Raw genomic sequence first — 14,456 nt, forward strand, 5'->3', positions numbered from 1 at the left:
TCTTCTTTCTGCGCCCTGCGATGACGCAAAATGTCTTTCGAGAAAATATAGATGATATCCGGCCGCTGTTCACGCCATTGCAATACCTCTTTATTAAAATGATCCGGATGAAAATGACTGGCCAGCACATACAGTTTTCCGGGTCTCCGCAATAATTCGCTGTGTACGATTCCTTCCGGCATTCCGGCCTCTTGATTGCTGAAAGTCCCATCCATCAGCCGGTTCAAATCCGACTGCGCCTGTCCATCCTCCGAATCACGGTAATAATCCATGATTACAGTGAAGCCATCGCCTGACAAGGCGAATCCGCTATGATATATATAAGTAAGTTCCATATCCATACAACAAATTTATTTACCGATAGGTTGTACCTGCGCACGGGTCTTTTTATCAATTTCCAGAAACATATAATTCACTTTACCCGAATGTATCAGGGAGTCATTCTCCCGGTATTTCCTCGTAGCGTATTCCTTTGATTTCTCGTAGGTCAGTTTCGACATCTGGTTCTGGGATTTACCCACCATGGTAGAATCCAGCTTCTCATCCGGAAAGAAATCATCCAGATTCACATCTCCTATCATCGTGGTTTCCAGAAAATTCATATTCTTGTGTGATTTGTCTGTGTAATAACCCACAAACATATGTCCCGGAATACGCACCAGAATAGGATTGATATTGATGGCTTTCATCAGTGAAGCCAGCAACACGCTGCCATCCACACAGTTTATCTGCGAGGATTCCAGCGCATCGTCCAAGGTACGGACGCGCTGTGTATAAACCACATTGGACGAAAGACTGGTATTGGTGGTGGAGCTATACTTAAAGTTCCGCTTTTGCAACACATTCCACAATGCATAGACCTGTTTGTCCACATTCTCCGACTGGTGTGCATTACCTTGATACCCAAGAAAACGATTGACGATACGTGTATCCAAGGCTTCACGCAATAATTTGTCAATCTGAGGATGCTCCTCGTTGACGTAGGCCGCAAAAAACTCTCCCGTATCGTGAAACTTCATTTTATCGTCCACGTATCCTAAAGGACACTCATTAATACTGCGCATTGAGATGGTTTTCAAACGCTGTGGAAGTTCTTTTTTATTCAATTCCGCCTTGACGGAGATGCTAACGGGCACTGCCTGATTATTATCACGCAAAGCCTGATAGTTCCATATAATATCCGGAAAAACCAGATATTCTTTCCCCGCCTTGGGTAAAATAAACTCGGATACAGACTGAGAGAAAAAAGGAGTCTCGGCCACTTCTATACGCAATTTGCTATTGGCATAACTGTTCTTCAGCCGGATGGCGATACACGACTTAGGATTTCCGATATAATCGGAATCGGCAGGTACGATTAAATTGGCATCTGTGGTTGCGGTAGAGAGAATGGTTGCTGGAAAAATATTACCACCCAGCTGGTCGGTAATCTCGAACCCGGATTTAAAAGGCTCATACCGATAAATAAAGACTGAAAATGCCATTATCAGTATAGCAGATAATATTAATGTGGACCATTGCCACTTGTCCAGTTGTTTCATATTCCACTTTTCTACGCTATCTGTTAATCAGTTGTTTTTATGATTCCCCATCCACCATCATTCACTACAGACTACACTGATTGACACAGGTTCCATACCAAGCGATTGCTTTTCAATAGAAACAATCTGCATCAATCCGTGCAATCGGTGACGAAAAGCTCATTATCTCACTGCGATGCTCTCTATCTCCACAAGCGCTCCTTTCGGCAAAGCCTTAACAGCTACAGCAGAACGGGCAGGGAAATCTCCTTCGAAATACTTGGCATAAACAGCGTTCATTTCAGCAAACAAAGACATATCTGCCAAAAATACGGTTGTTTTTACGATATTAGCAGTAGTCAGACCAGCTTCTGCCAATACATTCTTGATATTCTCAAAAACCTGAATAGTCTGTTCAGTCACTCCTCCCGGAACAAATTCACCGGTAGCAGGATCAACAGGAATCTGACCTGACAAGAATACCATACCATTCACTTCAACAGCTTGACTGTAAGGACCTATAGCAGCAGGAGCCTTTTCCGTAAAAATCACTTTTTTCATCTTTTTTCTATTTATAATTAAGTAAAAATCAAATTTGACGGGCTAAATTAGTATTTTTTTCGCTATTTCATGCAGACTCTGCTGAACAATCTGATCTATTTTTACGTTCATTTAACATCAGGGTTTTCACAGACAGAAAGGATGTTTCCAAACGTCGTTTTTTTTATTAATTTCATTAAATTCGGCAAAAAATCTTCTGTAATATGCATGAGATTAAAAAAAAATATCTACTTTTGTCCTCGGTAAATACGTCAGTTCCCTATCCGGGAAAGTCTGTTTACTTCCTGATAACAATCAAAACAACATCAATCCCATAATCGTAATTATGAGTGCATTTCCCCCTTCTAACACATTTTCGTGTAGATTGCGCTCCTTAATTATACCATTAAAAGATTATAAAGAAATATATTACTAATAACTATACTCTATGTATAACATTATTCAATTAAACGACAAAGACTTGTCGGAATTACAATCGATTGCCAAAGAGTTGGGTATCAAGAAAACAGACTCTCTAAAAAAAGAAGATCTGGTTTATAAAATTCTAGACGAGCAAGCCATAGTCGGAGCAACCAAAAAAGTAGCGGCAGAAAAAGCCAATGAAAGTCAACCCCGTAAAAGATCACGTATCAACGTTAAAAAAGACGGTGACAAGGTCTATACTGCAACCAAGGACAAGGCACAGAAGCTGGAAGCCAATACCCCGCAACCTGCCGCCACAGCTGCCGAAACAGTAAAAGAAACTGCTCCTGTAGCGGTAACACCACAAACAGAAACCGTGGCCGAAACAAGCACGGAAGAAAAAACACCTAAAAAAAGAGGACGCAAACCGGGTAGTAAGAAAGTAACAGCCAAGACAGAAGAACAACCTGCAACGGAAACGAAAGAAACCGCAAAAGAGGAAGTGAAAGCTGAAGCACCGGCGAAACCGACACCCAAAAAAGCAAAAAAAGAAGAAACACCGGCTATTCCCGAAGAAAAAGAAGTGATTCTTCCCGAACTGGAATTCGGCAGTGAAACCGATGATTTTATTCCTATCGAGGATCTTCCTTCAGAAAAAATAGAACTTCCTACTGAGTTGTTCGGCAAATTTGAGGCTACCAAAGTAGAAACACCGGCTCCGGTACAGACACCTGCCCCCAAATTCCAACCACGCCAGCAGCGCGATCAAAATCAGAAGTATAACAATCCGCGCAACAACAATTACAACAATCCTCGTCAGGCAAACAATAATAACAATACGACGGCTGAGGGAGAAGCGTCTGCCAGCATTCCTCAACAACCGGAACGCAAACAGGTGGAAAAGCCTTACGAATTTGAAGGTATCCTGACCGGTACCGGGGTATTGGAAATCATGCCCGACGGATACGGCTTCCTCCGTTCATCCGATTACAACTATCTTTCCTCACCCGATGATATTTACGTTTCACAATCGCAAATAAAACTGTTCGGTTTGAAGACCGGTGATGTAGTGGAAGGCTCTATCCGTCCGCCGAAAGAAGGAGAAAAATATTTCCCGTTGGTAAAGGTGGAAAAGATAAACGGTCTGGATCCCGGATTGGTACGTGACCGCGTTCCGTTTGATCACCTGACCCCGCTGTTCCCCGATGAAAAGTTCAAACTTTGCAAAGGAGGATATAGTGACAACCTTTCAGCCCGTGTGGTAGATATGTTCTCACCTATCGGTAAAGGACAGCGTGCTTTGATTGTGGCGCAGCCCAAAACCGGTAAGACGATCCTGATGAAAGACATCGCTAACGCAATAGCAGCCAACCATCCGGAAACGTACATGATCATGCTGCTTATTGACGAACGTCCCGAAGAAGTGACAGATATGGCGCGCAGCGTAAATGCCGAAGTGATCGCTTCTACATTTGACGAACCGGCAGAACGTCACGTAAAGATTGCAGGTATCGTACTGGAAAAAGCGAAACGCATGGTAGAATGTGGTCACGATGTGGTAATCTTCCTCGACTCTATCACCCGACTGGCACGTGCATACAATACGGTTTCTCCTGCTTCCGGCAAGGTATTATCCGGTGGTGTGGATGCAAATGCCCTGCATAAGCCCAAACGTTTCTTCGGTGCTGCCCGTAACATTGAAAACGGTGGCTCGCTGACCATTATCGCAACCGCACTGATTGACACCGGTTCCAAGATGGATGAAGTAATCTTCGAAGAATTCAAGGGTACAGGTAATATGGAACTCCAGCTGGACCGCAACTTGAGCAACAAACGTATCTTCCCGGCAGTAAACATCGTGGCATCAAGCACCCGCCGCGACGACTTGCTGCTCGACAAGACTACTTTGGACCGTATGTGGATTCTCCGCAAATATCTGGCAGATATGAATCCTATCGAAGCAATGGATTTTGTAAAAAGCCGTTTGGAAAATACCAAAGACAACGAAGAATTCCTGATGAGCATGAACTCATAAAAAATAAATCTTTTTTATTAAATGACGCAGGCTGTACCTTTTCATTAAGGTATGGCCTGTTTTTTTATTATACTTCAATCAATATGTCAATGCATCAATTTGCTAATATGCCCATTACCACGTAGAGTAGAATGCAGCAAATTGACACATTAGCAAATTATCCAATGGGTACAAAAACAGATTCCTTCCGTCTGCTTAAAAAGACCTTTAAATCCGGAGAACCCATGAAAACAAAAATGATCTGCTTTATCGCATTTATCAGTTATACCTTTTATTTGACCGCAGGAGATATTTATGTTTCTCCTTACGGTAACGACAAAGCTGCCGGTACACGCCAATCTCCCCTCCAGACTCTGGAACAAGCCATCAAGCAAGCGCGCGAATGGAGGAGATTGCAATCACCCGAAACAACCGGAGGCATAAATATCCTATTGGAGGAAGGAATATACCCACAATATAAAAGCCTGTTCATCCGCCCCGAAGATAGCGGGACAACAGACTCTCCCACTCGTATCACCACTGTTCCCAATGCCCATGTAGTCTTAAGTGGCGGAGTCCCTGTGACAGGTTGGGAACAAGGATGCGAAGATACCAGAATACCAAAAACACTTAGAAATAAAATATGGGTAGCGGAAGCGCCCCGTATGGGAAACAGGATATTGGAAACCCGACAAATGTGGGTCAACGGAGCAAAAGCACAGCGGGCCGCACAGTTTCCCGACGGAGTAATGGAACGCATGATTGATTTTAACCCTGAGGAAGAGACGATCACCATTCCCACTCCACAAACAGCAGGGTTAAATACCGCTTCACAAGTAGAGATGATCGTTCACCAACGTTGGGCCATCGCCATACTGAGAGTGAAGGAAATGATTACTGAAGAAGCAAAAACAGTTGTCCGTTTTCATGATCCCGAAAGCCGGTTGGAGTTTGCCCATCCCTGGCCTCAACCTGTCATTGACGGAGAAAAAGGAAACTCCTCCTTTTGTCTGGTCAACGCTTTGGAGTTATTGGACCAGCCCGGAGAATGGTATCAGGATTATCCTTCCGGACGCATCTATTATTACCCGCGTCCTCACGAAGACATGACGAAGGCGCAAGTCATTATCCCGGCTTTAGAAACCTTGCTAACGGTAAACGGCACTTTGGAACGTCCGGTAAGAAATATACATTTTCAAAATATATCTTTCGAACATACTTCATGGATGCGCCCCTCTTATCAAGGACACGTTACATTGCAAGGAGGTTTCCATCTGCTGGATGCTTACAAACTACCCATACCGGGGCTGCCTGAAAAAGCGGAACTGGAAAACCAGGCATGGATAGGCAGACCCAAAGCTGCAATACAGATAAAATGCGGTAATAACATCAATTTCAACCATTGCACATTTCAGCACTTGGCAGCTACGGGAGTAGATTATGAACGCGCCGTATCGGCTTCCATTGTCGAGAATTGCCATTTCACCGATATTGGTGGAACAGCCTTACTGGTGGGCACCTTTCCCGATGAAGGATTTGAAACCCATGTGCCTTATACACCTTTTCATGAACAGGAATTATGTACGGGAATCACCATACGGAACAACCTGATTGAGGAAGTGACCAATGAAGATTGGGGAGGTGTAGGCATCGGAGCCGGATATGTAAAGAATATCCATATCATACATAATGAAGTCTGCCACGTCAATTATTCAGGTATCTGTGTGGGCTGGGGATGGACCCTGCTGGAAAGCGGAATGAGGGGCAATCGGATTGAAGCCAATTACGTCCACCACTTTGCCCGGAGGCTGTATGATGCAGGAGGACTTTATACCCTCTCCAACCAACCCGGCTCCGTGATGCGCAATAACCGGATTGAACATTTAATCGACGCGCCATACGCTACCAACGACCGTGCGTTTTACATCTACTTTGATGAAGCGACGGATGGCTATACCGTAGAAAACAACTGGTGTCCGTCCGAACGTTTCGACTCCAACCGTCCGGGACCTCATAATGTGTGGAAGAAGAATGGTCCGCAAGTAGATGAAAGTATAAAACAAAAGGCAGGCAGGGTCGCCTTGAATCCCCCTTATGCCACCGGATGGGCACATTGAGTCCTCCCCTACAGCAAAGGAAAACAACCGAAAATCATTATAAAAACAAAATAACAAAAAAAGAATGAAACCAACCAATTACCACTTATTCGATTTTCTGGACTTTGATCCTGATCTGTCAAGAGACGAATCATTATGGAAAGCATACAAGCCCGCCGCAGTCTATGAAAAAGATGGAGATATCTGCATAAGTGTCCCCTTCCAAAAGCAAGTGCTCTCTAACGATATGGCACCCGATACTGCATTCCCCCGTGAAGAATATACGCTGGTCATCCGTCAATATACCTCAGGCATCACCCGGCTCTTTATCGGATTCGGTGAAGAAAGCATGACGGATCAATCAGAAATGCTTCAATTCAGCGACCGGATAAAGAAACTTCCTTTGCAAGTAACACAAGTAGAAGGTGAATGGATTATCTCCACCCAAGACGGAATACAACGGGCACTTATCAATATAAAGCCTCCGGTATTAGACCGTTGGAGCGAACTCCTGCCCGATCCTCAAGAAACATTGGATCTTCGCCTTTACCCTGACGGCAAACGTGAAATCCGCCTGGCTGCCTACGACCACTTCTCCCCTCCCCGTTACGATGCGCTGCCATTGGCTTTCTGCAAACGAAACGGAATGAAGGAACGTGCCACTCTTTCCTTTGAATCAAAGCCTGATGAATGTTTTGCCGGAACAGGGGAACGCTTCGCAAAAATGGACTTAAGCGGACAAACTTTCTTCTTAAAGAATCAGGATGGCCAAGGTGTAAACAACCGCCGTACTTATAAGAATATTCCTTTCTACCTCTCCAGCCGGATGTATGGAACATTCTATCATACCTGCGCCCATAGTAAACTGTCATTGGCAGGACAATCCACCCGCTCGGTACAGTTTCTGAGCGATCAGGCCATGCTGGACGTCTTCATCATAGCAGGTAATACTATGGAAGAAATCCTCCGGGGCTACCGGGATCTGACCGGATATCCTTCTATGCCTCCCCTCTGGAGCTTCGGCATCTGGATGAGCCGCATGACTTATTTCAGTGCTGATGAGGTTAATGAGATATGCGACCGGATGCGTGCCGAGCATTACCCCTGCGATGTAATCCACCTGGACACCGGCTGGTTCAAGACCGACTGGCTGTGCGAATGGAAATTCAACGAAGAACGCTTTCCCGATCCCAAAGGGTTCATCCAAGGCCTGAAGAAAAAAGGATACCGCGTATCCTTATGGCAACTCCCCTACGTGGCCGAAAACGCCGAACAGATAGACGAAGCACGCAAAAACGATTATATAGCTCCGCTAACAAAGAAACAAGATTCGGAAGGTTCCAATTTCTCCGCTTTGGACTATGCCGGAACCATTGACTTCACTTATCCCAAAGCAACCGAATGGTATAAAGGACTGCTGAAGAATCTGCTGGATATGGGCGTGACCTGTATCAAAACCGATTTTGGAGAAAACATCCACATGGATGCTCTCTATAAAGGCATGAAACCCGAATTGCTGAACAACCTGTATGCATTGCTTTATCAGAAAGCCGCTTATGAAATCACAAAAGACGTTACCGGTGACGGCATTGTATGGGCACGCTCGGCATGGGCAGGATGCCAGCGCTATCCGCTGCATTGGGGAGGTGACTCATGCAGTTCATGGGATGGGATGGCAGGCTCACTGAAAGGCGGCTTACATTTCGGACTCTCCGGATTTGCATTCTGGAGCCATGATGTTCCGGGATTCCATACATTACCTAACTTCATGAACTCTGTAGTAGCCGATGATGTATACATGCGCTGGACACAATTCGGCGTATTCTCCTCACACATCCGCTATCACGGAACAAACAAACGTGAGCCGTGGCATTATCCGGCTATTGCTCCGATAATAAAAAAATGGTGGAAATTACGCTATACACTTATACCTTATATTATAGCACAAAGCCGGAAAGCTATCTCAAGCGGAGCACCTCTCTTGCAAGCTCTGATTTTTCATCACCCTGAAGACAAGCTGTGCTGGCACATCGACGATGAGTACTATTTCGGTAACGACTTCCTGGTAGCTCCGGTCATGAACAGTGAAAACCGCCGTGACGTCTATCTGCCCGAAGGACAATGGGTGAATTTCTTCACTGGTGAAGTGCTGGAAGGAGGACGTTGGTTAAAAGACCTGGATGTCCCCTTGGACGAAATGCCCGTATATGTACGTCAGGGAGCGACTATTCCTGTTTACCCGGATGAGGTGGAGTGTACGGATGAGATGGATTTAAGTAAGAGCGCTGAATTGCACATTGACAATCATTTTAAAGGAATATTTAAAGACTAACGAACATGGAAACTTGGAAAACAAATTTAGAAGAAACAAAAAAGCGATATATAGATTGGTGGAATCATAAAGGAATCATACTGAATATGTGGGAACACTTCCAAAAGGGAGTGAAGCCCCACGCAGATATTCCAGCACCGGCTCCGGCGAAAGATTTGAATCAAAAATGGTTCGACCCACAATGGCGTGCAGAATATCTGGATTGGTACGTAGCGCACAGCAGCCTGAAAGCAGATATCCTGCCGGTTGCCAATACCCAGTTAGGCCCCGGTTCACTGGCAGCTATTTTAGGAGGCGTATTCGAAGGAGGAGAAGATACAATCTGGATTCATCCTGATCCGGATTTCAACGATGAAATTGTTTTCAATCCCGAGCACCCTAACTGGATTCTGCATAAGGAATTACTGAAAGCATGCAAAGCGAAGGCAAACGGTCATTATTACGTAGGAATGCCCGATCTGATGGAAGGCCTGGATGTGTTGGCCGCACTGAAAGGTACGGATAAAGTGTTGCTGGATACTGTAATGCAACCCGAAGTACTGGAACAGCAGATGCAACAGATTAATGACATCTATTTCAAGGTGTTCGATGAACTTTACGATATCATCCGTGAAGGGGACGAAATGGCCTTCTGCTATTTCTCTTCATGGGCACCGGGAAAGATGAGCAAGCTTCAAAGCGATATCTCCACCATGATCAGTGAGGATGATTATCGTCGCTTCGTGCAACCGTTCATCCGCGAACAATGCCAAAAGATAGACTATACCCTGTATCATCTGGACGGTGTGGGCGCCATGCATCATCTGCCTGCCCTTCTTGAAATTGAGGAACTGAATGCCATTCAATGGACTCCGGGCGTAGGTGAGCCACAAGGAGGATCACCTAAATGGTATGACCTTTACAAGAAAATCCTTGCCGGTGGAAAGAGTATCATGGCATGTTGGGTAACTTTGGATGAACTGAAACCTTTATTGGACAACATTGGAGCGGACGGTGTACATCTGGAAATGGATTTTCATAATGAACAAGAAGTGGAACAAGCCATGCGCATTGTCGAGGAATACTCCTTTTCATCACCTGCCGCATCCAAAGAAAGCCTTTCGAAAGAGGAAGCCGCTGCAACGAAACAAAAAACAATTATAATCAAAAGTCCCGAAGCCGCTGAAGATGAAGCCCTAAAACCTTTGTTCAACGCCATTGTAGATGGAAAATTGGAACCGGCCGTAGAGGTAACCCAAAAGGCCATAGCTGAAGGCATACAACCCCAAGAAATTATCAATAATTACATGATAAAAGCTATGGGGGAAGTAGGACAACGCTTCCAAGATGGAAAAGCGTTTGTTCCCCAACTGCTGATGGCAGGACGCGCCATGAAGGGAGCTTTGGAACTTCTGAAACCTTTATTGCAGGGAAGTGCAGCAACTACCATAGGCAAGGTAGTCATCGGAACTGTCAAAGGTGATCTGCATGATATCGGTAAAAACCTGGTGGCATCCATGCTTGAAGGTTGCGGCTTTGAAGTCATTAACATAGGTATCGACGTATCTTGTGACAAGTTCGTGGAAGAGGTCAAGAAAAACAAGGCAGATATCTTGTGTATGAGCGCCTTGCTGACAACAACCATGACTTATATGCAGGACGTCATCAACGCCCTGGAAGCAGCCGGTATCCGTAATCAAGTGAAAGTGATGATAGGCGGCGCTCCCGTAAGCCAGGGATTCGCCGATGAAATAGGTGCGGACGGGTATAGCGACAATGCCAATACGGCCGTAGCGGTAGCCAAGGAACTGATGGGGCTTCATAAATAAACGGAATATTCATCTTAATCTGATACATGAATTATGCACGCTAATTATTTAGATACATTAGATTGGGGCATTCTTATTGCCTACTTTCTGATTCTTATAGGCATCGGCATATGGGCCAGTCTGAAACGCAAAAAAGGCAGTAGCCTTTTTCTTGCCGAGCGTTCCCTGAAGTGGCATCACATCGGTTTCTCCATGTGGGGAACCAATGTGGGCCCTTCCATGCTGATAGCCTCCGCCAGTGCCGGATTTACCACCGGTATCGTTTCAGGTAATTATGCCTGGTATGCGTTTGTTTTCATCTGCTTGCTGGCTTTTGTCTTTGCCCCTCGTTACTTAGGAGCACGTATCACCACCTTGCCGGAGTTCATGGGGCGGCGTTTCGGACAGTCCACCCGCAACATTCTTGCCTGGTACACCATTGTGACAATCCTTATCTCGTGGCTTGCCCTGACCTTATTCGCCGGAGGTATCCTTATCCGTCAGGTTTTCGATATTCCCATGTGGCAGTCAGCATTAATCCTGCTCGTTATCTCCGCATTCTTCACCATGGCCGGAGGGCTGAAAGCGGTAGCCTATACCAATGTATTCCAAATGCTTCTGCTTATTTTCGTATCGGCCACGCTTACTATAGCAGGTCTTTACAAAGTGGGTGGCGTCAGCGCATTGGCCGAAGCGGTTCCGGCCGATTACTGGAACCTGTTCCGCCCGAATGACGATCCCGCCTTCCCGTGGCTGCCCATTATTCTGGGGTATCCCATCATGGGAGTCTGGTTCTGGTGCACAGACCAATCCATGGTACAGCCTGTATTGGCTGCTAAGAATCTGAAAGAAGGCCAAATGGGTGCCAACTTCACCGGCTGGTTGAAGATACTGGATGTTCCTCTCTATATCCTTCCGGGTATCATCTGTCTGGCACTCTACCCGGGCTTGAAGAACCCCGATGAAGCCTACATGACTATGGTCACTAACTTATTTCCTGTAGGCATGGTGGGGTTGGTACTCGCCGTATTGACCGCCGCACTGATCAGCACTGTCGGCTCTGCCCTGAATGCGCTGAGTACCGTCTTCACGATGGATATCTATGTCAAGAAATTCAGACCGCTTGCCAGCCAGAAAGAGATCATCCGTACAGGGCATGTGGTTACAATGGCGGGAGCACTGATTTCGGTGATCATCACCATTGCCATAGACAGTATCAAAGGATTGAATCTGTTTAATGTATTCCAATCGGTACTGGGATTTATCGCACCGCCTATGGCGGCTGTTTTCCTGTTCGGCATCTTCTGGAAACGAACTACCACGATGGCTGCCAACATGGCATTGACATTTGGTACGGCGTTCAGCATGGGAGTGGGCATTCTCTATTTATGGGTATTTCCTGCAGAAAAATATACAGCATGGCCTCACTTCATGATGCTGTCTTTCTACCTGTTCGTTGTCATCAGTGCAGGCATGATTTTGGTATCCTTATTGGATAAACGCCGGCAAGAATGTACATTAAACATGAAGAAAGTCATGGAGAAACCGGCCAAATCGGTTATCCTTGCATGGACGCTACTGACTATTATCATGATCGGGCTTTATCTATTCTTCAATGGGCATTAAAAGAAGGTGCAGAAGGCTGAAAAGATTGTATTTTTATATGCCTACGTTTGGTATTCCACTCGGGTAGTGAGGCAGTCCCACCCCGGTGAAATTGCAGTTCCACCCCGGTGGGACTGGAGTTTCACCAGGGTGGAACATCAGATGAAAGTAGTTGTTACAGCAGATGGGGACAGCTGTTATAACCTGTCTTGATAGGACAGGAGATTCATTAAGATTGCAACAAATTGTAAAATCAATGAGATTAATAACAACATCTAGCCATTTGGGACTCTGATTTTTGTAGCCATCCTATTATCCCCGCTGCTTCCGCCTGTAACATCTATCGTACGTACAGAGACCGCAAGTATATTCCAGTTTACGGACACTATCCCCCAGTCCTATTACTCCACTGACCGATTTTATAGGAAGCATCAAACTGGAATCTGTCAACCGGATGCCACAAGGTTCCGCTGAAGGAAATAAGGGAAATAATTTCTTTTGCTCCGACACATGCCAGCCGCAATATCCGGGACTGAAACGATTCGTATGCCTCCACCCTCTGTCGTGAATGTATTCATCCAATGCAATTTCCATACAATCCGCAGTCTTCTCGGCTATGATACTTCCTATGGCATCCGCTATATAAACCTTTACCATATCCCCCTCTTGTTGCAACGTATGCTGGAACTTTTCAAAACCAGTTCCGGCAGTCGCGGCAAAGAAAGCGAAGGATTCCGAACCACGCAGTTGCCGGGTTATTATTTTACCTATACTGAAACTAGTTTTACCGACAGTAAGCAAATCTTTTGTTTCATCCAAATCTCCACCGGATATGAAAAAACAAAAACGGGGAGAAGTTACTGCCTCAACCCGTCCAAGCACCCCACGGACTTCTTTTTCTACTGCTTCGTCGGGTACAGCATCTGCATATCCCATCGTCTCATAGATTTCGGACAATGAGATAGGCAGATCAGCAAAAGAAAGTTCTTTTTCAAGCATTATTGAATTCATTTAATGCGGCAAAGAATGCATCAATATTTTCAGAAGGTGTATGAGGCGGTGTATCACATCCGCTGGAGAGCACGAAGTTGGGATAGGACTTGGTAGCCTCCAACAGGTCGAGTGTGGCTTTCTTCATCACCTCCGGAGTAGCCGCCTTGAACAAACTCACCGGATCAAGATTTCCCATTGCAAGAGCATCCGCAGGTACTTCTTTCAGAGCTTCGACCATATCTATTTTATTTCCAAAATGATAAGCGGCAGCTCCTGTAGCTACCATTGCCTTAGTACAATGACCGGTATTTCCACAATTATGCAGAATGACTGTGAAGTGATCGTCTTGCACTTTCTCTACTATCTCCTTAATGAAAACAGACGAGTATTGCCGGCAGTCCTCATCAGACAAGAGTCCGGCAGCCGGCTCGGCCATCACTACCCCATTCACCCCTGTAGCCTTCAGTGCCATACAGTAACGGAGAATGAAATCCGAACATTTCTTCAACAACGAATTCGCCGCTTCCGGATTGATATAAATAAGCATCATGATTTCAGACATATCATACAAACGTCCTGCCAATGAGTAAGGGCCGATGCAACCGGCAAAGACAGGTCTGTCCGTTATTGTCTTGGCTGCCAACATATTTGCTTTCAGATATTGGGGGACTCTTCCTTTATTCAAAGCAGGAATGTTCAGTTTTTCAATATCCTCCTCATTAGCAAGAAGACGCCCCACTACACTGGGAACCTCATTTTCGGGGAAGACAATCTCCGCTCCGAAAGCCTCGGCTTCTACCGTCAAATCCATAATCACGGTTGCGGCGGCTGTGGGATATTTCTCACTCAATGCCTTGATGGCGTTGTAATGCACTTGTCCGTCAGTAACCGCATCACGCACCGTTTTCCCTATCATCTCTATGCCCGGATGGGTCATGATGGGCATAGCCACCACTTCTTTCTTTTGGATAATTTCGTTTATCCACTCTTTCATATTCAGTTTACTCATGGTCTTTTATTCTTTATTTATTCTGTTATTGCAAAAGTAAGTCTTTTCTTTGATAATCTGCTGTTCCCTTTGCTCTTTCTCATTCAAAAAAACGGTATAAATCCCGTTACAATACTACAGGAATTTACACCGTTTTT

Annotated in this window: 10 protein-coding genes; 5 read left to right on the plus strand and 5 right to left on the minus strand. The window is 45.4% G+C overall.

Annotation, left to right across the window (positions count from 1 at the left end; all coding sequences use genetic code 11):
- The 3 genes from AB5935_RS13185 to AB5935_RS13195 all read right to left on the minus strand — a co-directional run.
- Positions 1–335: MBL fold metallo-hydrolase (locus AB5935_RS13185; RefSeq protein WP_410525538.1), on the minus strand; the 335-nt coding region annotated here is incomplete at its 3' end.
- Between the two features lie 15 nt (positions 336–350).
- Positions 351–1,541: a hypothetical protein gene (locus AB5935_RS13190; protein ID WP_120053103.1), complete on the minus strand. Its 1,191-nt coding sequence runs from the start codon at positions 1,539–1,541 to the stop codon at positions 351–353.
- Between the two features lie 162 nt (positions 1,542–1,703).
- Positions 1,704–2,081, minus strand: a complete 378-nt coding sequence (locus AB5935_RS13195) for a RidA family protein (RefSeq protein ID WP_007843997.1) — start codon at positions 2,079–2,081, stop codon at positions 1,704–1,706.
- Positions 2,082–2,508: 427 nt separating this feature from the next.
- Between AB5935_RS13195 and rho the strand changes: the two genes are divergently transcribed.
- The 5 genes from rho to AB5935_RS13220 all read left to right on the plus strand — a co-directional run bounded on the left by rho (position 2,509) and on the right by AB5935_RS13220 (position 12,338).
- On the plus strand, positions 2,509–4,518 hold the full coding sequence (rho, locus tag AB5935_RS13200) for a transcription termination factor Rho (RefSeq protein WP_007850840.1): 2,010 nt from the start codon (positions 2,509–2,511) through the stop codon (positions 4,516–4,518).
- A 224-nt stretch (positions 4,519–4,742) separates the two neighbouring features.
- A complete protein-coding gene (locus AB5935_RS13205; RefSeq protein WP_244058054.1) occupies positions 4,743–6,614 on the plus strand; it encodes a right-handed parallel beta-helix repeat-containing protein in 1,872 nt (623 codons plus the stop codon).
- Positions 6,615–6,678: 64 nt separating this feature from the next.
- Positions 6,679–8,925 (plus strand): alpha-xylosidase, encoded by a 2,247-nt coding sequence (locus AB5935_RS13210; RefSeq protein ID WP_038609354.1) that lies wholly within the window; start codon positions 6,679–6,681, stop codon positions 8,923–8,925.
- A gap of 5 nt (positions 8,926–8,930) precedes the next feature.
- A complete protein-coding gene (locus AB5935_RS13215; RefSeq protein WP_038609351.1) occupies positions 8,931–10,733 on the plus strand; it encodes a corrinoid protein in 1,803 nt (600 codons plus the stop codon).
- A 33-nt stretch (positions 10,734–10,766) separates the two neighbouring features.
- Entirely contained in the window at positions 10,767–12,338 is a 1,572-nt protein-coding gene (locus AB5935_RS13220) for a sodium:solute symporter (protein WP_007838463.1), read from the plus strand.
- A gap of 291 nt (positions 12,339–12,629) precedes the next feature.
- Here AB5935_RS13220 and AB5935_RS13225 read toward each other — a convergent pair whose 3' ends face one another.
- Together AB5935_RS13225 and AB5935_RS13230 are read right to left on the minus strand one after the other, a co-directional pair.
- On the minus strand, positions 12,630–13,316 hold the full coding sequence (locus tag AB5935_RS13225) for a vitamin B12 dependent-methionine synthase activation domain-containing protein (protein ID WP_007844869.1): 687 nt from the start codon (positions 13,314–13,316) through the stop codon (positions 12,630–12,632).
- Positions 13,309–14,319, minus strand: coding sequence for a methylcobamide--CoM methyltransferase (locus AB5935_RS13230; RefSeq protein ID WP_008652214.1), 1,011 nt, complete (start codon positions 14,317–14,319; stop codon positions 13,309–13,311). The genes AB5935_RS13225 and AB5935_RS13230 overlap by 8 nt, the downstream gene beginning before the upstream one ends.
- Between the last annotated feature and the right edge of the window lie 137 nt (positions 14,320–14,456).

Origin of the sequence: Phocaeicola sp. RTP21198st1_B8_RTP21198_201120, assembly GCF_040929485.1 — a bacterium.
GTDB classification, from domain to species: Bacteria; Bacteroidota; Bacteroidia; order Bacteroidales; family Bacteroidaceae; genus Phocaeicola; species Phocaeicola dorei.

Coding starts and splice junctions, on each gene's coding strand:
- AB5935_RS13220 (WP_007838463.1), top strand. CDS start 10,767: ATGCACGCTAATTATTTAGATACATTAGATTGGGGCATTCTTATTGCC.
- AB5935_RS13205 (WP_244058054.1), top strand. CDS start 4,743: ATGAAAACAAAAATGATCTGCTTTATCGCATTTATCAGTTATACCTTT.
- AB5935_RS13210 (WP_038609354.1), top strand. CDS start 6,679: ATGAAACCAACCAATTACCACTTATTCGATTTTCTGGACTTTGATCCT.
- AB5935_RS13195 (WP_007843997.1), bottom strand. CDS start 2,081: ATGAAAAAAGTGATTTTTACGGAAAAGGCTCCTGCTGCTATAGGTCCT.
- AB5935_RS13215 (WP_038609351.1), top strand. CDS start 8,931: ATGGAAACTTGGAAAACAAATTTAGAAGAAACAAAAAAGCGATATATA.
- rho (WP_007850840.1), top strand. CDS start 2,509: ATGTATAACATTATTCAATTAAACGACAAAGACTTGTCGGAATTACAA.
- AB5935_RS13230 (WP_008652214.1), bottom strand. CDS start 14,319: ATGAGTAAACTGAATATGAAAGAGTGGATAAACGAAATTATCCAAAAG.
- AB5935_RS13190 (WP_120053103.1), bottom strand. CDS start 1,541: ATGAAACAACTGGACAAGTGGCAATGGTCCACATTAATATTATCTGCT.
- AB5935_RS13225 (WP_007844869.1), bottom strand. CDS start 13,316: ATGCTTGAAAAAGAACTTTCTTTTGCTGATCTGCCTATCTCATTGTCC.